Here is a 19,324-nt window from a genome sequence, read left to right on the forward strand (position 1 = left end):
TAATTACCTCTTTCTGTTTTTTTTATAGTAGGTTTAGTCTTTTGGCTTGAAAGAATGCCCAGCCTTTTTTATAACCTCTAGCATCAGCCATTTTGTATAAATCGCTGACACTCTCAGCTTCTTCTGGTTCCATTGCTGCATACTTTCCTGTATCTAGATCAATTTTTATTTCTTGTAGTTCTGCACCTTCAATTGTTTCAAGGTTTGCAGAACGCTCTTCTTTCGGTATCTCATGCCCACAATAAGGACAAATATTTCCAACTTCACTTGCATAAGTTCCAAAACAGTTAGGACATTCCTTAATAGGTATGACATCCTCTTTCTTTCTGCTTTTTTTACTTGATAGGCTCCATTGCCTAGGCATATCTGGTAATCCGTGTTCATTCACATTACCTACGTGATCAATGATTGTAGATATTTTATTTGGTTTGTAACGCATCCCTCTCATGGCTTGCTGGATGAACAGCGAGAGCGATTTAGTGGGCCTTAGCATTATGACTGTTGAGCAATCTGGAACATCGAATCCCTCACCGATCAAATCAACATTTGTCAGAATTTTAATATCGTGATTACGAAACTTTTCAATAATTGAATCACGTTCCTGTTTATTCGTTTTTCCGTCAATATGTGCTGCTTGGTATCCTGATTCGATAAATAAATCTCTAGTCTTTTCGCTAGACTCTATACTGTGGCAATATACGATCGCCTGCTCACCTTCAGCTAGTTTTTTATAATGCTTGATAACATCACCGTATATAGCTTTTTGTTCCAATGCTTTATCTATACTGCCTTTTGAGAATTCAGACATAGAATTCATTTTTAAAACTGAAGTATCGATCAGCGCTGGTGCATAGTATTTAAATGGAGTTAGTCGTTTATTTTCAATCAACCATTTAACTGATACTCCCTCTATCAACAAATCGTTGACATCTCCCAAACCGCTACCGTTTAATCTGACTGGTGTTGCGGTAAAGCCTATTCGTTGGACATCTGAATAGTATTCGTAAATTTTTTTATAGCTACTAGCTAAACTGTGATGGTTTTCATCGGTTATGATTAATTTAGGTTTTCTTATTTTTCCTAACTTTCTAACGATCGTTTGGACCATTCCGAAAACTACAAATCTCATATCCACACCATGTGTTTCAAAGGTGCTTTTTATTTGGTCAATTAATTCCTTTCTGTGGACTAAGAACAATACCTGATTGCCCTTTAATGTTGTCTTACGAGCGATTTCTGCAATCACTACACTTTTGCCTGAACCGCATGGAGAAACGATACAAGGAGCGCGATAGCCATTGATAAAAGACTCTCTAGCCCTCTTTATCAAATCTTCCTGATAGTCGTATAATTCAAAGGTCAATCATCATCACTTCCGATTTTGAAGATATTTTCTTGAAGGCAACCTTCTCTTTGGTCCAATTGATTTTTTGCGAATGTTCCATTTGATTTTTGAAGAATGAATCCACGTTGCTTGGTTTCAGGATTTCGAACCAGCCTAGCCACCAATGGAATGATTCCCATAATATGATTGACTACTTTCTCTCTGATGTCTGGCAAGAATTGATTGTATAGTTGCCCGCTTTCTAATTGGATTTGTCTGGTCGTTTCCCAAGCCGTATAAACTACATTCGTATTTAATGCATTGAATGTGGATATCAGTTCAATCAAGTGTGTATCAAACACCCCATAATGCTGAAGTTCTGGTTGTCCAGATTTTGTGTGTTTGCCTTTTTCCATAAACCAAAGCTTTTGATAGTGGCTTAAATTATCCAAAACAATATTGTCATATTCATCACTATGAGCTTTCGCGTATCCGTAAAACTCAATCATTTCTTTTGCTACGTTTGTTGGATCAATTTCCACAACATCAATATTCTCAATACCAGCTAACACTCTGGAGGTACCATCAATATCTAAAACAAGAGTTTTACCTTCTAAATATTTAAGCGTTGTCGTTTTCCCTGCTCCTGGTTCTGCGTATATCATTGCCTTAAACCGATCACTTTTTTTCATTTCACTAGCTTTTTGGATTTTCATTATTGAATTCCTTTCTTCGATAACTTCCTCTGGGGGTTCATAAAAACCCATATCATCTGCCCAAGTCATCGTATCCTCAAACTTTCCGATTGCTTGATTTCGACACCAGGAACATCTTCTTCTGCTTTCTTGATTGCGGTTTTATCAAAATCGATAGTGACTTTTTTGAATATTTCTGGCACTAACGTTTCGTCAATAATCTCGACGCTAGGTTGATTTTTTTGAATGTTGAAACTAAATAAATCTGTTTTAAATTTCGTTTTGCCAATTTCTACCATTGCATTTTGTAAGCTTAATTTCATTCGCTTAACATTATTGTCGACCGCTTGCTTACGCTCTTTCATTCGCTTGATTTCTTCATCAAATGCTTTGCTTGAAGCTTCTTGATTGCGGATCAACTTAGCATAACCGTCTGCTTTTTCTTCAATAGCTAGGTCAATTGATTCCAACGTGTCAATAATCGCTGCATTTTCTGAATCATATTCCAGCATGTCTGCAACTTGATTAAATGCACCAGTTAATTCATATAGTTTCACTCAAAGGACCTCCTTCAATTCTTCAATTACTTGCTCTAACCCTTGAATCAGTTCTTCTCGACCAAATTCAGCTGATTCTTCAATAGTTTCAAATTGCGTGCGGACAACCTCGTTGTCGCTGTCCTGATAAACACCTACTCGATCGTTCTTCTTATCAATATCGAAAACGATCGATCCATAAGGTTTGTATCCGTCAATTAGATGAATACGCCCGATTGTGTCAATAGCTATTCTCATGGTATAATCTCCTTAAGATGTATTTTCTGACTGACTAAAGCTTGCCGGCTAGTCGGTCTTTTTTTGTATACATAAGGTATTTAGTTAGATGTTGGATGAGTCTAAATATTTGTCTGTCGTCAAGATAGATAGCCACGGTTTCTTTGTCCTGTTTATTTTGTGCGATCAACACTAACTCTCCGTGCATGTCATGAAGCGAAAGCTCTGATTCGTTTCTTTGCACTTTGTCCGATACACGTATGACTTTACTCATAAATTCCCCTCCGTTTCTTCATTCGTTCAATATTCTGTTTAGCTAATTGGTTTCTCGTATCTATATCCACGATCAGCAATGATTCTGCCGATACGTAGCGCTTCAGCTCTGGTCATACTACTTAACCCCCATGATCCAAATCAGTGTTAACAAAAGTACGATGTTTAAACCAATGCTCAAATATGAAATTGCTTGGAGTTGGCGTGCTTTGTAAAAGTGATTTCTATTTAGACTTGCTAGCCATTTTTTATTCATGCTGACTCCTCCTTGAAGTATCGATCAATCAAAGCGAGCGCTTCTTCTTTTGTTGAGACGGTATGCTGCATTTTCGATCCACTATCTTCTTCAACTGATATAGTGATTCTTTTAATCATTTCCCCAACTCCCCTACTTTTTGATCCGTATACTGTCTTAATTCGCTCACACGCTGTTCTAGCTGTTCCTTGTCGTTTTGCACTGTGGACAGTTGTTGACGCAAGCTATCGGCTTCCTGTTGCTTTGTAGCAATCTCCTGTTGCTTTTGTTCGATTTCGCGTTGTTTGGCTTCAATTTCTTTTTGCTTGTCCGATTTGATTTGCTCAATTTCTGCCTTCAGCTGCTCCTGTGTGCGAGTGTTGTCGGATAGCTGTGATTCGAGTTCTGACACACGCTGTGATTTGGTTTGTCCGTATTGCAGAACAGTGTTGAAATTTTCTTTGATCGTGTCCAAATCTTGAAATGCGTTGCTTGCTGCGTAGCCGATAACGCCGCTACCTAGTGCTAGTCCGATGATTGCTGTTGTTTTTGCTAGTTTGTTTTTCAATGTGTTTGCTCCTTTGGTATAATTGTTTAAAAACTGGTGGTGCTCTTTTTGAAGAAAATCGGAAAATATTTAGTGCTTACAATAATATTAGTTTGTTCAACATTTCCACTTTTGCTAATCCAACTATTGATTAAAGATTATTTTGTCCAAGATGCATTCCTATATGAACTGTTAAAAGTTAACTGGTGGAATTTAGTCACAGTTTTATCATCATATAATTTAGGAGTTCTTTTAACGTTGTATATCGCTAAGATCACATCAATTCTCATTTTCAAGAAGGACCCCATTGGTTTCGATCAATCAAGATTTGCAGGAGTAGCACTGTCAGTCTCAACCATTTACGCCCTGATGTGGACTTTGAATACTGAACAATTTATGACTGTCACAGCTTTTATTTCATTCGTTGCTTTATTTTCTATCCTTTATAAGAGAGAGTAGCCACCTTGTTATAGATGGAAAAGAAAACAAAATAATTAAGAATACGATCAATCCAACAATGTTTATCACCCTAGCCCCTCCTTCCGCGTGGGGTTATTTTTAATCCAATACTCCAGTTGCGATCGGCCACTTCATCAATACCCAACAAATCTGCAATAGCATAGATATGCTCTTTCATCAGCTCTTGAAAGTCCTCGTAAGTTGCTGGCTTTCCGTCTACTTGTAAATTTGATGATTCGGCATACTCCATTGCACTTTTTAGCGCATCTTTTACGTTCTCAAATTCCATTATTTTTCCTCCTTCATCATCTTCAAAACCGATTGAACAGCTTTTTTCTGAATTTCCAAAGGAATCTTTTCCCCTTCTTTCATGTGAGTGCCATCTTGCCAAACACAGTGGATTTTGATTCCATTGGGATATATCGTTGTTGTCATTAGGCAGCCTCCTTCTTATGCTTTTTGTTTGTTTTGTAGCGTAAATGCGACTTTTCCTCCAAAAAAAATTTCGATTGCTTCTTGATCAGTTAGCGGGATTTCTTGCTTCATTTTTTTTGCTTCTTCAATCGAGAAATCTCCACCTTTTTTCATTTTTCGATAAAAAGTACTTCGATCGATTCCGATTGAATCTGCTACTGCTTGTTGAGTAGTACCCCGTTCTACGATTAGACCTTTTAACTTGTTTGTGTTGATCATGAACCTCACTCCTTTCTTTTGTCGCATTATCGCGACTTGTTGAACCAAATATACCACCCGAAAATATATTAGTCAATACGAAAGTTGCATTATTGCGATTTTAATTTGTTGCGTTTTTGCAACATGTGATTTATAATATATTCAAGAGGTGAAAGAAATGGATATAGGTGAGAGAATAAAACTAAGGCGAAAGGAATTAAAATTAAGCGCTGATGTCGTTGCGGAAAAGCTTGGAGTTTCTAGATCTACTATCTTTAGATATGAAAAAGGCGATATCGAAAAATTGCCTACTAATATTCTTGGTGATATTGCAGAAATTTTGAAAACGACCCCAGCTTTTTTAATGGGTTGGGAAGACGATAATGTTCCTTCTATTGAAACAATCTACAATCAATTAGAAAAACCAAGACAAACAAAAGTCTACAACTTTGCTGAATATCAGCTTAAAGAACAACAACGCAAGTCAAAAATATCAATCATGATAAAGGGCTATGTTTCAGCTGGTTCAGGCGAGTGGTTAGAATCGAATGAAGAAGAAGTTGAGTTTAATGGCGAAGTTCCGGAACACGACTTTGCTGTAAGGGTAAACGGTAATAGCATGACCCCACTTTTTGACGATAAACAAATAATCTTTGTAAAAGGCACCTCAGAAGCTCGTGACGGTCAAATAGTGATTTGTCGTGTAAACAGTGACGCTTATGTTAAAAAGCTGTCAGGCAACAAATTAGTGAGTCTTAACAAGGATTATAAAGATATACTTATCAGTGAGACAGATGACTTCAAAATTTTTGGTGTAGTGGTGCTATAAAAATACCCCAGTCGTAGTTGGCGCTGCGGCTAGGGTTACTCATTTATGAGAATATCGTATATTAATTATATCAAACGAAATGAGGGGAAGAAATGAAAAAAATAGGATTGGCTTTATTGGTGGCAACTAGTATTTTTATTTTAGGAGCTTGCGGAAGCTCGGACAGTACAAAAGAGTCTAAAGATTACAGTGAAACAAATTCGACAGTAAAAGAAACAAATGACGATGATAAGGCAACTGCCTCAGTCATCGTTGAAAAGGTCTTGGAAGAACGATATAAAATAGACAATTTTAAGGTTAATTTTACCGATGACTCTTTTAAAGTTTATCAAATGCCAGATGATAAAAATGCCGAAACTGGCGAAGAATACAAAAATCTTTATAACACAATCGGGAATTTCACGTATCAAGATAAAAAATATGAATTCACGATGCTTTACTCATTAAAAAATGCCAGTGATTATTCTGTCATCTACTTTCAAACTCCTATGGATGAATCAAATACAATTGACACACCATTAGAAAGTGATAAATAAAAAAACGCCCTCCCCTCACAGAATGGCGTGCCAAGCAATAAACGATAGGCTTATTCCCTATGCCTATTTTAACAATAAATAGGAGTTGATACAATGAAAAAAGCGGGCTTATATATTCGAGTTTCCACTCCTCAACAAGAAAAAGAAGGATACTCGATCGAAGCGCAGACAGAAAAACTCAACGCTTATGCATTAGCAAAAGATTATAAAGTGTTCAAGACCTATACAGATGCGGCTTTTTCCGGAGCTAAACTTGAACGACCGGCACTTAATGAAATGATCGAAGATATCGAAAGCAATAAAATAGATGTCGTCATCGTTTACAAACTTGACCGCCTATCTCGTAGCCAAAAGAACACGATGTATTTGATTGAGGATGTATTTCTAAAAAACAACGTTGACTTCATCAGTATGCAAGAAAGTTTTGATACTACCACCTCTTTCGGTCGTGCAATGATCGGGATACTTTCGGTTTTCGCCCAATTGGAGCGTGATAACATTACTGAACGCATGTCAATGGGGAAACTCGAACGTGTGAAGCGTGGTTATTACATGGGCGGCGGTAATGTTCCATTTGGATATGAATACAATCAAATTACAGGCGAATTAGAAATTCAAGAAACACAAGCATTAGCTGTTAAACGAATGTTTGAACTTTTTTTAAGCGGGCAAGCGATAAATAAGGTTGTTTCTGTATTGAAAAAAGAATTCCCTGTTTTTGAAGATAGCTTCATGGACTCTACCGTCAGAAGAAGGCTTCAATCTCATTATTATTGCGGAAAACAGAAATATCAAAACAAAGTATATGATGCTAAACACGAACCTATCGTTTCTACAAAAGATTTCAACAAAGTTCAGCGGTTAATAAGCAATAGACCTCACAGCAATGCGTTTAACCACAGTTATTTATTTTCGGGACTAATTGTATGCCACAAGTGCGGAAAGCCTTACAATGGATATGAGAGCGTTAGAACTGCCAACGGAAAAAAATATAAACACAAGTATTATCGTTGCTCGTGCAGGACTTACAAGCATAAACAAAAATACGGTTGGACTTGTTCCGGTAAATCTTATCGTTGCGATTTTTTGGACGCAGCAATTATGAGTGAAATAAAAAAAAGAGCAGAAAATTCTAAGTTTGCTTTAAAAGAAGATAATAACGAAGTAGATAATAAACCTATCATTAGAGAAATCGCCCGACTTAACGCTCAGCAATCAAAGTTATTAGATTTGTATCTATCAGATAAAATATCCACAAATATCTTAGATAATAAAACCGATGAGCTTAAAGAGAAAATAGAAAAATTAGAATCACAGTTGAATCAGACGGTGAGCAAAAAAGATAAAGAAGAGTTTGAAAAATCATTAGAAGAGTTAGTTGATAAATTTGAAGAAATGGATTTTTCTACCAGGCGGAGCTTGATAGAAAATATTATTGAAAAGATCGAGGTTGTTGACGATGAAATTACTATATACTTTTATGTGACCATTTAAGCAATCACCTGCATATTTGCTGGGTGCCGTAGAATCCAAGCAGATGCGATTCCTGTCGCAGTCGTTTGATACTTCTCAGCCAATTCTTCCAGTTTTGCATTCAGTTCTGGGAATTTCTCATTTCCGATGAAGACACCTTCAAAGAATCCATATTGGTATGGCGACCACGCTTGGATCGTCATATCATTCAGCCGAGAATACTCAAGAATTCCGCCATCATGATCGACACTGCCGCTATCCGTCATATTGACATGGATGCCTCGATCGATCATTCCAGTATGCATGATGCCAAATTGCAATTGATTGGCCAGCAATGGTTGAGAGACATATTTTTTCAACAATTCGATTTGACCAGGATTTTGATTGCTGACTCCAAAATACTTAACTTTTCCCGCTTTTTCCAGCTCGTCGAAAGCAGCAGCGACTTCTTCGGGCTCCACTAACGTATCCGGGCGATGCAACAGCAACGCGTCAAGATAATCCATTTTCAAGCGTTTCAAACTGCCTTCAACGGATTTAATAATGTGTTCTTTCGAAAAATCGAACATTTTCCCTGGGACGATACCACATTTCGATTGAATGAAAAGATCTTCCCTTTTATATTCGGTTTGTGCAAGGGCATCTGCAAAAATACTTTCGCATTCGCCACCGCCATAGATATCTGCATGATCAAAGAAAGTAATACCATTCTCGATTGCTGTCGTCAGTACAGCTACAGGATCTTTTGCATTATTGATTCGCATCAATCCCAAAATGACACTTGAAATTTCTAAATCGGTTGAACCAAATTTAATTTTTTTCACGTATTTTTCCTCCTCTGTTTGCTCTTCTATTTTAGCATATCCGTTTGAAAACGCTACCTCTTTTTAAGAAAAAAAGATCGCTGTTCTCTCATCAGCGATCTTTTGTTTAAACGATGGAACCAAAGAGAAGTTGCGGTTACTTTAATGCTTTGGCACCAATATCTTTTCGATAAAACATCTTGTTCAAAGGCATTTTTGCTAGCGCTTGGTAAACTTTCTTTTGCGCTTCCTCCAAAGAAGCACCTTGCCCTTCCGCTAAAAATACTCGCCCGCCTGCTGCCACCAATTCTCCTGCTCTTTCAGCAACCCCTGCATAAAACAGTTGAACATCTTCAGCCGCTTTTTGCGGAATGATCATTCCCTGTTGATAGGTTTCTGGATACCCTTCAGCCGCCACGACCACACCAACAGAAAACTGCTGATCCCAAGTAATCTCCGGCTGTCTTCCATTGAGCAATGCATCAATAATCTGAGCTAACCCACTCGTTAGCCGACTCAAAACGACTTGCGTCTCTGGATCTCCAAAACGAGCATTGAATTCAATCACTTTAGGTCCTTCAACTGTGGCAATCAGCCCCGCATATAAAATACCCGTAAAGGGTGTTCCTTGATCAATCATTCCTGTAGCAGCCGGGATCAAAACCGTCTCGATTGCTTGATCGATCATTGACTGAGGAATTTGCGGAACAGGAGAGTAAGCTCCCATTCCACCAGTATTCGGTCCTTCATCCCCATCAAACGCTCGTTTATGATCTTGCGCAATCACCATGGGATAAACTTGCTCTTCATGAACAAAAGCCAGCAGCGAAAACTCTTCTCCTTCCAGAAAATCTTCGATCACAACTTTGGCACCACTTTGACCAAATTTTTGTTCTTCCAACATTTCTTCTACCGCAGCCAGTGCCTGATCCACTGTTGCTGCGACAACGACCCCTTTTCCAGCAGCTAAACCGTCTGCTTTGATTACGATTGGGGCACCTTTTTCTTGGATATACGCTTTCGCTTTTTCACTATCTACAAAAGACTGGTATTCAGCGGTTGGAATCTGATATTTTGCCATCAATTCTTTGGCAAATTCCTTCGAACCTTCAATCATCGCCGCTGCTTTATTTGGGCCAAAAATGTTCAATCCTGCAGCTTGGAAATCATCAACGATGCCATTAAGCAAAGGAACTTCAGGGCCTACAAAGGTCCAATCGATGGCCATCTCTTTTGCAAACGCGATCAAGCTTTGATGGTCTGTTTCTGGGATAGCAACTACCTGAATGCCATCGCTGACCATGCCCGGATTCCCTTTCGCGCAGTAGACTGTTTCTACGATCGGATCTGCGAGTAATTTTTTGGCGATTGCATGTTCTCTACCACCACTACCAATAACTAAAAGCTTCATCTGCTCCTCCTGAATTTAATGTCTTTTAATGTCTAAAATGCCGAACGCCAGTAAAGATCATCGCTACTCCGTATTGATCTGCCATTTCGATAGACGCTTGGTCTTTAATACTGCCTCCAGGTTGAATGATTGCCTTGATTCCCCGTTTTGCAGCATATTCCACGCTATCATCCATTGGGAAGAACGCATCGCTAGCTAAAACTGCATCCGTTAATTTTCCAGCTTCAGCAGCTTGTTCAATGGCGATTTTTACAGAACCCACGCGATTCATTTGGCCAGCACCAATTCCAACTGTTTGATATTGGTTCGCTAAAACGATGGCATTTGATTTGACATGTTTTACCGCTTTCCAAGCAAAAGCCATTGCTTCCAACTCATTCTTGCTAGGCTGACGTTTCGTTACGACCGTCCAATCCTTAGGAGATTCTGCTAATGTATCTTGTTCTTGAACTAATAAACCACCTAATACAGAGACCATTTCTGTTTCGACAGGATTTGCTACAAAATCTAACGTCATCAAGCGAATGTTTTTCTTCTTCGTCAAAATATCCAGCGCCGCTGGTTCAAAAGCAGGCGCAATCACGATCTCAAGAAATATTTGATGCAATGCAGCAGCTGTTGCTTCATCAACGGGGCGATTCAATACGATGATTCCTCCAAAAATCGAAACTGGATCTGCTTCGTATGCCCGTTCAAAAGCGTCAAAAATCGTCGTCGCTGTTCCGATACCACAAGGATTCATATGTTTAAGAGCGACTGCAGTGGGTTCCGTAAATTCTTTTGCGATTCGCAAAGCGGCATCCGCATCTTTGATGTTGTTGTAGGACAATTCTTTGCCGTGAAGTTGTTTTGCACTAGCGATCGAATAAGGAACTGGCAATGCATCTTGATAAAAAGCAGCAGTTTGATGGCTATTTTCTCCGTAGCGCAACGTTTGTTTCAATTCATACGTCAGTGTCAACTTCTCCGGTTCAGATTCTTCAACTGCTTTTGTCAAATAATCGGCGATCAAGGCGTCATAAGCTGCTGTATGGCGAAATACTTTAGCCGCTAAGCGTTTGCGCGTGGCAAGCTGCGTCTGACCGGTTTCCGTCAATTCATCTAGAATGAGGGGATAATCTTTAGGATCAACGATCACTGTCACTGCAGCAAAGTTTTTTGCAGCGGAGCGCAGCATGCTTGGTCCACCGATATCGATATTCTCAATGGCTTGCTCTTCTGTCACATCCGCTTGGGCAATCGTTTCCTTAAAAGGATAAAGGTTGACAACAACCAGATCGATCGGCGCAATGTCATGTTTTTCCATTGCTGCTAAATGTTCAGGCAGGTCCCGGCGACCCAGCAAACCACCGTGGATCTTTGGATGCAATGTTTTGACACGTCCGTCCATCATTTCGGGAAATCCTGTGACCGTTTCTATCGCAATCGGTTCAAGACCAGCCGCTTCCAGAGCAGATTTTGTCCCTCCTGTCGAAATGATTTCGTAGCCGTTTTGTACTAAATTTTTGGCAAAAGATACGATCCCTTGTTTATCTGACACACTGATCAACGCTCTTTTTTTCACGATTGATGGTCTCCTTTATGAATGATTTCAGCTATGACCGCTGGATAGACTCGATGCTCTAATTGATGGATCTTTGCTTCTAAGCTTTCTAATGTATCTTCCGATTCGATACGTACCACTTCTTGCGCAATGATCGGCCCCGTATCGATACCACTGTCAACGTAATGAATGGTGATCCCAGTCACCTTCACTCCATAATGAAAGGCATCGGCAATACCGGATTTTCCAGGAAAACTAGGCAGCAATGAGGGATGCAGATTGATGATTCTATTGGGAAAAGCGGCTAGCAACGTAGGTCCAACGATCCGCATATAGCCTGCCAAAACGATCAGCTCAATCGAATGTTCCGCCAACTCGTTCAACAGTGCGGCTTCGAACGCTGCTTTCGAAGGAAATTTCTGCGGGGATAACTGCAATATCGGTACCCCCGCGTCTTTAGCCCGTTCCAAGACAAATGCGGCGGCATTATCTGAGAACAGCAGCGCTAATGTAGCCCCTTTGAGTTCTTCTCCTCTAATCGCATCGGCAATTGCGGTAAAATTACTGCCGTTTCCTGATGCAAAAACAGCGATCCTCATAGCGGATCTCCTTGTAAAAGAACCGCATGTTCTTGAGCCTCCGTTACTTTACCAATAACGTAAGCTGCTTCATTCTGCTCGTTTAACAAAGCTAGCACTTGTTCTTTCTTCTCTGGTGCAACAGCAAGAACCATCCCAATCCCCATATTGAAGATCTCATACATTTCATGGGCCGGGATTTTTCCATAAGAAGCTAGAGCCTCAAAAATCGGCAGTTGCGGCCACGTTCCCAGTGTGATTTCTGCTGTTGTCTGCGGCGGCAACATCCGGGGAATATTCTCGATAAAGCCGCCACCCGTGATATGCGAGATACCGTCAATTAATTGTTTTTCAAGTAACGGCAGTACAGCGGATACGTAGATTCTCGTTGGTGTTAACAATTCTTCTCCGAGAGTTTTTCCGCCTAATTCCGGCAACTTCTCTGCCATTTGAAAACCTTGCTGTTCAAAAAAGATCTTGCGAACCAATGAATACCCGTTTGAATGGATACCAGAAGCAGGCAGCCCGATCAGAAAATGTCCCGGTTCAATCGATGCTCCCGTGATCAGACGAGATTTTTCAACAATTCCCACCGCAAAACCAGCCAAGTCATAGTCCTCTTCCGAGTACATCCCTGGCATTTCTGCTGTTTCACCGCCTATCAGAGCCGCTCCCGACTGAACGCAGCCCTCTGCAACCCCGGCGATAATTTGTTCGATTTTTTCGGGATCATTCTTGCCCACTGCGACATAATCCAAAAAATAGATCGGTTCTGCTCCTTGAGCGACAATATCATTGACACACATCGCAACACAATCGATTCCAATCGTTTGGTGTTGATTTTGTTGGATCGCTACTAATAATTTCGTTCCTACACCATCAGTACCGGATACCAGCACTGGTTCTTTCAGCGGATAGTTTGACAAATCAAAACAGCCGCCAAAGCCACCGATGGCACCCATTACACCTAACCGTTCTGTTCTTTTGACATGTTTTTTGATTCGATCAACGACTTCATACCCGGCGTTCACATCAACACCAGCCTTTGCATAAGCATTTGCCACTTTGAGTTCCTCCTGTACCATTTATTCGAGCGACGCTAAATAGCTTTCTTCATAATCATAAAGCGGTGTAGGATAATCACCATTGAAATAGGCCATGCACAATCCAGAATAGGGGGCGTCTAAATCTAACCCGATTGCTTCGATCAAGCCAGTCTCACTGAGAAAAGCCAACGAATCGGCACCGATCGTTTGGCGAATTTCTTCGACACTTTGCCGAGCAGCGATCAGTTCTTTCCGCGTCTGAATATCGATTCCGTAAAAACAAGGATATCTTAATGGCGGTGAAGCAATCCGAACGTGAACTTCTTTGGCACCGGCTTCTTTTAACAATTGAACGATTCGTCGGCTAGTAGTGCCGCGAACGATCGAGTCATCCACCATGATCACTTTTTTTCCTTCAACCACACCGCGGACGGCAGAAAGCTTCATCCGAACGCCTTGTTCCCGTAATTCTTGAGTGGGCTGGATAAATGTTCGTGCAATGTATTGATTTTTGACTAATCCTAATTCGTAAGGAATGCCAGATTCTTCTGCAAACCCGCTGGCGGCCGATAAGGATGAGTTCGGTACACCGATCACCATATCTGCTTCGATCGGTGCTTCTTGGGCAAGATTACGTCCCATATTTTTTCGTGCAGTATGGACATTGACGCCGGCAATATTCGAATCTGGTCGTGCAAAATAAATGAATTCCATTGAGCAAATCGCTGGTTGGACTTCTTCCGTATATGTTTCAACACGGTAGCCCGCTTGATCCACAATGACAACTTCCCCAGGACAGATATCTCGAACAAATTCAGCTCCGATCACTTCTAAAGCACAAGTCTCTGAAGCAATCACATAAGCACCATTGACCATTTTTCCTAACGAGAGTGGCCGAAATCCATTTGGATCAAGAGCAGCGATCATCGCATCTTCTGTCAGCAAAAGATAGGCAAATCCACCTTTCACTTGATTCAGCGCTTCTTTGATGCGATCCAGCAAATTCGCTTGACCACTGCGGCGAATCAGATGCATCAAAATTTCGGTATCTGAATTTGAATGAAAAATGGCTCCTTCAGACTCAAGTGATTTCCGCAAACTCTTGGCATTGGTTAAGTTCCCGTTGTGCGCCAACCCAATCTGCTGATCAAAAAACTTAAAAAGAAAAGGTTGGATATTATCGACGCTGCCATTGCCTGCAGTAGCATAGCGAACATGTCCGATTGCTGCTTCACCTGTCAATCGTTGAAGAAGTCGTTCATCGGAAAAAACTTCTGCCAATAAGCCAAGATCTCGATGACCGACAAGCTTGCCTTGCTGATTTGCGACGATCCCAGCGCCTTCTTGTCCCCGATGCTGTAAACTGTGCAAGCCAAAATAAGTAACTCGGGCAGCATCTGGGTGACCCCAGACACCAAAAACCCCGCATTCTTCATTCAAGCTTTTTACTTCAATAGACATGGAATTGCTTCCTCCCATTTCTTACGTGCTAAGGCTGTTTCCACTACGATCATTCCATCGCTACCTTGGATTTTTAGTTGCGGTTCTGCTGTAACTTTTCCGATGAGACAAGCGCTATCACCTGCCAAAGCTTCAAAAGCGGTTTGATTTTCTGGAGCAATGGACAGCACAAATCGCGTTTGTGTTTCTGAAAAAAGCCAAGATTGCGGCAAATCTAGTTGAACAGATATACCGACATTCTTCTTAAACGCAGATTCAGCTAATGCAACAGCTAATCCGCCTTCTGCACAGTCATGGGCACTTTTTACAAGTCCAGCCTGGATCGCAGATAAGACGATTGCCTGATTCTGTTTTTCTTCTAATAGATCAAATGCCATCAAACGGCCATTGATCGACCCATTTTGTAATTTTTGGAGTTCACTGCCGTTAAAGTCGGCCTTCGTTTCTCCAATCAAATAAATCAAATCCTCCGGTGTCTGGAAATGTTGTGTGGTGATATGTTCGACCTTTTCAATCAGCCCTACCATACCAATCATTGGTGTTGGATAGATTGCCTGCCCGTTGGTTTCATTATACAGCGAAACATTACCTGAAATAACAGGAGTTTCTAGAATTTCACAAGCTTTGGCAATCCCTTCTGCCGATGTCCATAACTCCCAAAAGCCTTCTGGTTTATCCGGCGAGCCATAGTTGAGACAGTCTGTGATCGCTAGTGGTCGTCCCCCAGAAGCAACAATATTGCGAGCTGCTTCTGCTACAGCAATCTGTCCACCTCGTTCAGGATCAAGGTACAAGTAGCGAGCATTACAGTCCGTGGTCATAGCTAAAGCTTTGTTGGTCCCTTTGATCCGCAGGACTGCAGCGTCACTTCCTGGGCCAACAACGGTATTGGTTCTCACTTGAGAATCATAGGTTTCAAAAATCGATTTTTTTGAAGCAATCGTGGGTTGCTGCAACAATTGTAAAAAGACTGCTGTTGCATCATCAATGACTGGTTCAAAATCAGGCTGTTGACGAAATGCTTGGATTCTAGCAGGTTCTGCTTTTTCTTTATGATAAGTTGGCGCATCTTCTGCCAAAGCATCAACAGGTAAATTGGCAACTTCTTTTCCCTGATGGTACAAGCGATACGCACCATCATCGGTTACTTCACCAATCACTACCGCTTCCAATCCGTATTTTTGAAACAACGCTTCAACTTCTGCTTCATGTCCTTGTTTCACACAGATCAGCATCCGCTCCTGGGATTCTGATAGCATCATTTCATAAGGTGTCATACCAGTTTCTCGTTGCGGTACATCATCTAAATAAAGTTTTAATCCTGAACCAGCTTTTGAAGCCATTTCAGAACTGGAAGAAACGAGACCGGCTGCCCCCATGTCCTGAATACCGATCAAACTGTCTGAATGTTCAAGGATCAGCTCAAGACAAGCTTCTAATAACAATTTTTCCATGAAGGGGTCTCCTACTTGGACAGCCGAGCGCTGCTGTTCTTCTCCCTCCACGAACTCCTCGGAAGCAAATGTTGCACCATGGATCCCGTCTCTACCTGTTTTTGCTCCCACATACATGATTATGTTACCAACGCCTTTGGCCTGTCCTTTTTGAATATCTTTGTGGTCGATCAAACCGACACACATCGCATTGACCAATGGATTCCCTTCGTAACAGGCATCGAAGGCAACTTCACCACCGACTGTAGGGATTCCGATACAATTTCCATAGCCGCTGATTCCTGCCACGACTTCTTCTAAAAGGTATTTGGTCCGCTCATTCGTCAATTCGCCAAAACGCAACGAATCTAGGATCGCGATGGGCCGCGCCCCCATACTGAAAATATCACGAATAATCCCACCGACGCCGGTTGCGGCGCCTTCATAAGGCTCCACGGCCGAAGGATGGTTATGACTTTCCGCTTTAAAGACAACTGCTTGGCCATCACCAATATCGACGATTCCCGCTCCTTCGCCTGGCCCTTGTAAAACTTGCGGGCCTTCGGTTGGAAATTTGCGCAAGACCGGCTTGGAATTTTTATAGGAACAATGTTCGCTCCACATTACTGAAAAGAGACCCGTTTCTGTATAATTAGGTAGTCGACCTAATATTTCTTCTGAAATCATTTGGTATTCTTCATCAGTGAGCCCCCATTGTTGATAAAGCTTGGTTTCTTTGATTTCCTGTGGTGTTGGCTCTGCTATGATTGCTTTATTCATGTACTGGCACCTTCCCGAAATTTTTCAATAAAGACGCAAAGAACTTCTTGCCATCCTTTGAGCCAAGCAACTCTTCCATTGCCCGCTCAGGATGGGGCATCATCCCTAAAACATTGCCTGCCTTGTTGCAAATGCCGGCAATACCATGTAAACTCCCGTTAACGTTATCCACATAACGGAAGACAATCTGGTTATTGGCTTCCAGTTCCTGGTAGGTTTGATCGTCGCAATAGTAATTTCCTTCTCCATGAGCGACAGGGATCGTGATCCGTTCATCTTGCTGGTATTCAGAGGTAAAAGGCGTCTGGTTATTGACTTGCAACTGTACCGGCTTGCAAATAAAGTGCAGCGATTCATTTCTGCGTAAAACCCCTGGCAGCAAGCCAGCTTCTGTCAAGATCTGGAAGCCATTGCACGTACCAAAGACCGGTTTTCCTTCTTCTGCAAAACGAATGACTTCTGCCATAATATTCGAGAAACGTGCGATGGCTCCGCAGCGAAGGTAATCCCCGTAGGAGAAACCTCCTGGAAGCAATACACCATCAAAGCCAGCTAACGAGGTCTCGTCATGCCACACATATTCGGCTTCTTCGCCCATCACATCTTTGATGGCATACATTAAATCGACATCACAATTCGAACCAGGAAAAACGATTACTGCAAATTTCATTGTTCCTTGTCCTCCATCTCAATGATTTCATAACGATAAGTCTCCATATTGACATTTGCCAGTAACTTGTCACAAACTTCTTCAATTTCTGCCGCTACTGATTCTTTGTTGCTGTCTGTAACTTTGATCTCAAAATATTTCCCAATACGTATTTCAGAGACATTTTGATACCCCAAACGATGAACCGCTCCTTTGACTGCTTCTCCTTGAGGATCCAAGACCGACTCTTTATAAGTGACATAAACTTTGACTAAATACATGAACTATACTCCTTTTCTAAGCGATTTAATACTTCTTGATAAACAGGAATCAGATCCCCGATTTCACGACGATAGACATCTTTATCCAAATGTTCTTTCGTTGTCAGATCCCATAAGCGACAAGTATCCGGCGAAATCTCATCCGCTAAAAGAATTTTCCCATCACTTTTTCCGACTTCAATTTTAAAGTCGACCAAGTGGATCTTAATTTTCTCAAAGAGTTGGCACAATGCGGTGTTGATTTGTCGAGCAAGCATTTTGATTTGAGCAACTTCCTCAGGGGTGGCGATTCCCAAATAACGAATGTGATCTTCATTGATGAAAGGATCGTCTAAGCGGTCTTCTTTGTAATAAAATTCAATAATCGGAAAAGGCAGCTGCTCCCCTTCAGCAATTCCCAGGCGCTTAGAAAAGCTGCCGGCAGCCGTATTACGGACGACGATTTCCAACGGGATCATTTCAACTTCACAAACTAATTGTTCGTGTTTAGACAATATTTTGATAAAATGACTTGGAATACCCTGCTTTTCTAATTCTTGAAAAATAAGACTGGTAATCTGATTATTCAGTGCTCCTTTTCCTGAAACTGCATCTTTCTTCAATCCATTCAACGCGGTAGCCTGATCGAGATACTCCACACGGAGCTCTTCATCTTTGCTAGTCTTGAAGAGTTTCTTTGCTTTCCCTTCGTAAATCAATTGTTCTTGCACCACCGGACACCTCACAAAAGTTAGTTTTTTCACATAGATTTTTAGTCTCTTCTTGTTGTTTTCTATTCTAACAACGCAAAGAATAAGGGTCAACAAAATAATGTACATTAACAACTAATTTTTCTTTAAACGTTCGTGTTTAACTTAAAATCATTTTTTGTTCTGCAGATTTCCAACTTGTTCACACACTATAAAGCGTTTACATTTATTTTTTTTCATGTTATATTGATTTTGTGAATATTGGTATCTCCAAGGAGGAATTGATTCATGTGGTCACTGAAAAATCAAGCGCAACGATTTATCGCTCATTTATCGGACACCGACAGAAAACAGCTACATAATGAACTACTTGCCGTTCAACAAGTGTTGACCGCAAATCAAATGACATCTTTTTATTTATTCAGTCCATTCAAAAAACATGCCCGGCCTCATTATTCCGAACATCGAAAACGGGTACTCCAATATAAAAACGGATTAAACGAAGAATTGATTATCCATCAAATCCATCAGCAGACTTTCTTTAAACACACCTATTGTTTCCGTATTTATTTCAATATGGAAGAAATGCAAACTGCCTTTTTGGATGTCTTGCTAAACTTACTCAATGAGGAAAAGACTTTCACTCCTTTAAAACCTAATTTTATAAATAGTTAAACTCACTCTTAAAAAACGCCTAAATTGCGATTTTAAGGGTGTTTTTTTGGGTTCTGTTGCAAAGTTTTAAATCTACTATCAAATAAGGTAGAATAATAGAAAAAGATAGCAGGAGGAATGACGATGAATCATTTTAAAGGAAAGCAATTTCAGCAGGAT

Annotated in this window: 25 protein-coding genes and 1 pseudogene; 5 read left to right on the forward strand and 21 right to left on the reverse strand. The window is 40.8% G+C overall.

Annotation, left to right across the window (positions count from 1 at the left end):
• Positions 1–22: 22 nt before the first annotated feature.
• The 8 genes from DVW06_RS11145 to DVW06_RS11170 all read right to left on the reverse strand — a co-directional run bounded on the left by DVW06_RS11145 (position 23) and on the right by DVW06_RS11170 (position 3,868).
• Positions 23–1,363 (reverse strand): DEAD/DEAH box helicase, encoded by a 1,341-nt coding sequence (locus DVW06_RS11145; protein ID WP_137264666.1) that lies wholly within the window; start codon positions 1,361–1,363, stop codon positions 23–25.
• Complete coding sequence (locus DVW06_RS11150; RefSeq protein ID WP_238696182.1) at positions 1,360–2,091, reverse strand: AAA family ATPase; 732 nt, start codon at positions 2,089–2,091, stop codon at positions 1,360–1,362. The genes DVW06_RS11145 and DVW06_RS11150 overlap by 4 nt, the downstream gene beginning before the upstream one ends.
• 14 nt (positions 2,092–2,105) lie before the next feature.
• Positions 2,106–2,576, reverse strand: coding sequence for a siphovirus Gp157 family protein (locus DVW06_RS11155; RefSeq protein WP_137264667.1), 471 nt, complete (start codon positions 2,574–2,576; stop codon positions 2,106–2,108).
• A complete protein-coding gene (locus DVW06_RS11160; RefSeq protein ID WP_137264668.1) occupies positions 2,577–2,813 on the reverse strand; it encodes a hypothetical protein in 237 nt (78 codons plus the stop codon).
• Positions 2,814–2,847: 34 nt separating this feature from the next.
• Positions 2,848–3,066 carry a hypothetical protein gene (locus DVW06_RS11165; RefSeq protein ID WP_137264669.1) on the reverse strand — a complete coding sequence of 73 codons (219 nt, stop codon included), beginning with the start codon at positions 3,064–3,066 and terminating at the stop codon, positions 2,848–2,850.
• A gap of 117 nt (positions 3,067–3,183) precedes the next feature.
• A complete protein-coding gene (locus DVW06_RS17215) occupies positions 3,184–3,321 on the reverse strand; it encodes a hypothetical protein (RefSeq protein WP_174784177.1) in 138 nt (45 codons plus the stop codon).
• Positions 3,318–3,440, reverse strand: coding sequence for a hypothetical protein (locus tag DVW06_RS17690; RefSeq protein WP_255324147.1), 123 nt, complete (start codon positions 3,438–3,440; stop codon positions 3,318–3,320). The genes DVW06_RS17215 and DVW06_RS17690 overlap by 4 nt, the downstream gene beginning before the upstream one ends.
• Positions 3,437–3,868, reverse strand: a complete 432-nt coding sequence (locus DVW06_RS11170) for a hypothetical protein (protein ID WP_137264670.1) — start codon at positions 3,866–3,868, stop codon at positions 3,437–3,439. Before DVW06_RS11170 ends, DVW06_RS17690 begins: the two co-directional genes overlap by 4 nt.
• A gap of 48 nt (positions 3,869–3,916) precedes the next feature.
• Between DVW06_RS11170 and DVW06_RS11175 the strand changes: the two genes are divergently transcribed.
• The gene (locus tag DVW06_RS11175; RefSeq protein ID WP_137264671.1) at positions 3,917–4,306 is read left to right on the forward strand and encodes a hypothetical protein; all 390 of its coding nucleotides are present in this window, start codon (positions 3,917–3,919) and stop codon (positions 4,304–4,306) included.
• A 70-nt stretch (positions 4,307–4,376) separates the two neighbouring features.
• Here DVW06_RS11175 and DVW06_RS11180 read toward each other — a convergent pair whose 3' ends face one another.
• The 3 genes from DVW06_RS11180 to DVW06_RS11185 are packed head-to-tail and all read right to left on the reverse strand — an operon-like array spanning position 4,377 to position 4,999.
• Positions 4,377–4,595, reverse strand: coding sequence for a hypothetical protein (locus tag DVW06_RS11180; protein WP_137264672.1), 219 nt, complete (start codon positions 4,593–4,595; stop codon positions 4,377–4,379).
• Positions 4,595–4,741, reverse strand: coding sequence for a hypothetical protein (locus tag DVW06_RS17085; RefSeq protein ID WP_161569485.1), 147 nt, complete (start codon positions 4,739–4,741; stop codon positions 4,595–4,597). The genes DVW06_RS11180 and DVW06_RS17085 overlap by 1 nt, the downstream gene beginning before the upstream one ends.
• 15 nt (positions 4,742–4,756) lie before the next feature.
• The gene (locus DVW06_RS11185) at positions 4,757–4,999 is read right to left on the reverse strand and encodes an XRE family transcriptional regulator (RefSeq protein WP_137264673.1); all 243 of its coding nucleotides are present in this window, start codon (positions 4,997–4,999) and stop codon (positions 4,757–4,759) included.
• A 157-nt stretch (positions 5,000–5,156) separates the two neighbouring features.
• Here DVW06_RS11185 and DVW06_RS11190 point away from each other — a divergent pair, with 157 nt between their 5' ends.
• From DVW06_RS11190 to DVW06_RS11200, 3 genes are all read left to right on the forward strand, one after another.
• Complete coding sequence (locus tag DVW06_RS11190; RefSeq protein ID WP_137264674.1) at positions 5,157–5,807, forward strand: helix-turn-helix domain-containing protein; 651 nt, start codon at positions 5,157–5,159, stop codon at positions 5,805–5,807.
• Positions 5,808–5,899: 92 nt separating this feature from the next.
• Positions 5,900–6,343, forward strand: coding sequence for a hypothetical protein (locus tag DVW06_RS11195; protein WP_137264675.1), 444 nt, complete (start codon positions 5,900–5,902; stop codon positions 6,341–6,343).
• Between the two features lie 93 nt (positions 6,344–6,436).
• Positions 6,437–7,837 carry a recombinase family protein gene (locus tag DVW06_RS11200; RefSeq protein ID WP_137264676.1) on the forward strand — a complete coding sequence of 467 codons (1,401 nt, stop codon included), beginning with the start codon at positions 6,437–6,439 and terminating at the stop codon, positions 7,835–7,837.
• On the opposite strand, the pseudogene DVW06_RS11205 reads toward DVW06_RS11200, so the two are convergent.
• The 10 genes and pseudogenes from DVW06_RS11205 to purC form a co-directional block, all read right to left on the reverse strand.
• Positions 7,837–8,640 (reverse strand): annotated as a pseudogene (locus tag DVW06_RS11205) (aldo/keto reductase); the annotation flags it as partial. The gene DVW06_RS11200 and the pseudogene DVW06_RS11205 overlap by 1 nt on opposite strands.
• Before the next feature lie 136 nt (positions 8,641–8,776).
• On the reverse strand, positions 8,777–10,030 hold the full coding sequence (purD, locus tag DVW06_RS11210) for a phosphoribosylamine--glycine ligase (protein WP_003127208.1): 1,254 nt from the start codon (positions 10,028–10,030) through the stop codon (positions 8,777–8,779).
• A 25-nt stretch (positions 10,031–10,055) separates the two neighbouring features.
• A complete protein-coding gene (gene purH / locus DVW06_RS11215) occupies positions 10,056–11,594 on the reverse strand; it encodes a bifunctional phosphoribosylaminoimidazolecarboxamide formyltransferase/IMP cyclohydrolase (RefSeq protein ID WP_060814869.1) in 1,539 nt (512 codons plus the stop codon).
• Positions 11,591–12,172 (reverse strand): phosphoribosylglycinamide formyltransferase, encoded by a 582-nt coding sequence (gene purN, locus DVW06_RS11220; RefSeq protein WP_113849833.1) that lies wholly within the window; start codon positions 12,170–12,172, stop codon positions 11,591–11,593. The genes purH and purN overlap by 4 nt, the downstream gene beginning before the upstream one ends.
• A complete protein-coding gene (gene purM / locus DVW06_RS11225) occupies positions 12,169–13,215 on the reverse strand; it encodes a phosphoribosylformylglycinamidine cyclo-ligase (RefSeq protein ID WP_005472505.1) in 1,047 nt (348 codons plus the stop codon). Before purM ends, purN begins: the two co-directional genes overlap by 4 nt.
• Before the next feature lie 21 nt (positions 13,216–13,236).
• The gene (gene purF / locus DVW06_RS11230) at positions 13,237–14,658 is read right to left on the reverse strand and encodes an amidophosphoribosyltransferase (protein WP_005472504.1); all 1,422 of its coding nucleotides are present in this window, start codon (positions 14,656–14,658) and stop codon (positions 13,237–13,239) included.
• Entirely contained in the window at positions 14,643–16,871 is a 2,229-nt protein-coding gene (gene purL, locus DVW06_RS11235; protein WP_137264677.1) for a phosphoribosylformylglycinamidine synthase subunit PurL, read from the reverse strand. Before purL ends, purF begins: the two co-directional genes overlap by 16 nt.
• Entirely contained in the window at positions 16,864–17,541 is a 678-nt protein-coding gene (purQ, locus tag DVW06_RS11240; RefSeq protein WP_003127201.1) for a phosphoribosylformylglycinamidine synthase subunit PurQ, read from the reverse strand. The genes purL and purQ overlap by 8 nt, the downstream gene beginning before the upstream one ends.
• Positions 17,538–17,801, reverse strand: coding sequence for a phosphoribosylformylglycinamidine synthase subunit PurS (purS, locus tag DVW06_RS11245; RefSeq protein WP_003127200.1), 264 nt, complete (start codon positions 17,799–17,801; stop codon positions 17,538–17,540). Before purS ends, purQ begins: the two co-directional genes overlap by 4 nt.
• Positions 17,792–18,514, reverse strand: coding sequence for a phosphoribosylaminoimidazolesuccinocarboxamide synthase (purC, locus tag DVW06_RS11250; protein WP_005472501.1), 723 nt, complete (start codon positions 18,512–18,514; stop codon positions 17,792–17,794). The genes purS and purC overlap by 10 nt, the downstream gene beginning before the upstream one ends.
• Before the next feature lie 264 nt (positions 18,515–18,778).
• Between purC and DVW06_RS11255 the strand changes: the two genes are divergently transcribed.
• Positions 18,779–19,165: a hypothetical protein gene (locus DVW06_RS11255; protein WP_003127198.1), complete on the forward strand. Its 387-nt coding sequence runs from the start codon at positions 18,779–18,781 to the stop codon at positions 19,163–19,165.
• The last annotated feature ends 159 nt before the right edge of the window (positions 19,166–19,324 follow it).

Origin of the sequence: Enterococcus sp. ARL09-542, assembly GCF_005234805.1 — a bacterium.
Lineage (GTDB): Bacteria > Bacillota > Bacilli > Lactobacillales > Enterococcaceae > Enterococcus_D > Enterococcus_D gallinarum.

Coding starts and splice junctions, on each gene's coding strand:
- DVW06_RS11150 (WP_238696182.1), bottom strand. CDS start 2,091: ATGGGTTTTTATGAACCCCCAGAGGAAGTTATCGAAGAAAGGAATTCA.
- DVW06_RS11160 (WP_137264668.1), bottom strand. CDS start 2,813: ATGAGAATAGCTATTGACACAATCGGGCGTATTCATCTAATTGACGGA.
- DVW06_RS11165 (WP_137264669.1), bottom strand. CDS start 3,066: ATGAGTAAAGTCATACGTGTATCGGACAAAGTGCAAAGAAACGAATCA.
- DVW06_RS17215 (WP_174784177.1), bottom strand. CDS start 3,321: ATGAATAAAAAATGGCTAGCAAGTCTAAATAGAAATCACTTTTACAAA.
- DVW06_RS17690 (WP_255324147.1), bottom strand. CDS start 3,440: ATGATTAAAAGAATCACTATATCAGTTGAAGAAGATAGTGGATCGAAA.
- DVW06_RS11180 (WP_137264672.1), bottom strand. CDS start 4,595: ATGGAATTTGAGAACGTAAAAGATGCGCTAAAAAGTGCAATGGAGTAT.
- DVW06_RS17085 (WP_161569485.1), bottom strand. CDS start 4,741: ATGACAACAACGATATATCCCAATGGAATCAAAATCCACTGTGTTTGG.
- DVW06_RS11185 (WP_137264673.1), bottom strand. CDS start 4,999: ATGATCAACACAAACAAGTTAAAAGGTCTAATCGTAGAACGGGGTACT.
- DVW06_RS11190 (WP_137264674.1), top strand. CDS start 5,157: ATGGATATAGGTGAGAGAATAAAACTAAGGCGAAAGGAATTAAAATTA.
- DVW06_RS11195 (WP_137264675.1), top strand. CDS start 5,900: ATGAAAAAAATAGGATTGGCTTTATTGGTGGCAACTAGTATTTTTATT.
- DVW06_RS11200 (WP_137264676.1), top strand. CDS start 6,437: ATGAAAAAAGCGGGCTTATATATTCGAGTTTCCACTCCTCAACAAGAA.
- purD (WP_003127208.1), bottom strand. CDS start 10,030: ATGAAGCTTTTAGTTATTGGTAGTGGTGGTAGAGAACATGCAATCGCC.
- purN (WP_113849833.1), bottom strand. CDS start 12,172: ATGAGGATCGCTGTTTTTGCATCAGGAAACGGCAGTAATTTTACCGCA.
- purF (WP_005472504.1), bottom strand. CDS start 14,658: ATGTCTATTGAAGTAAAAAGCTTGAATGAAGAATGCGGGGTTTTTGGT.
- purL (WP_137264677.1), bottom strand. CDS start 16,871: ATGAATAAAGCAATCATAGCAGAGCCAACACCACAGGAAATCAAAGAA.
- purQ (WP_003127201.1), bottom strand. CDS start 17,541: ATGAAATTTGCAGTAATCGTTTTTCCTGGTTCGAATTGTGATGTCGAT.
- purS (WP_003127200.1), bottom strand. CDS start 17,801: ATGTATTTAGTCAAAGTTTATGTCACTTATAAAGAGTCGGTCTTGGAT.
- DVW06_RS11255 (WP_003127198.1), top strand. CDS start 18,779: ATGTGGTCACTGAAAAATCAAGCGCAACGATTTATCGCTCATTTATCG.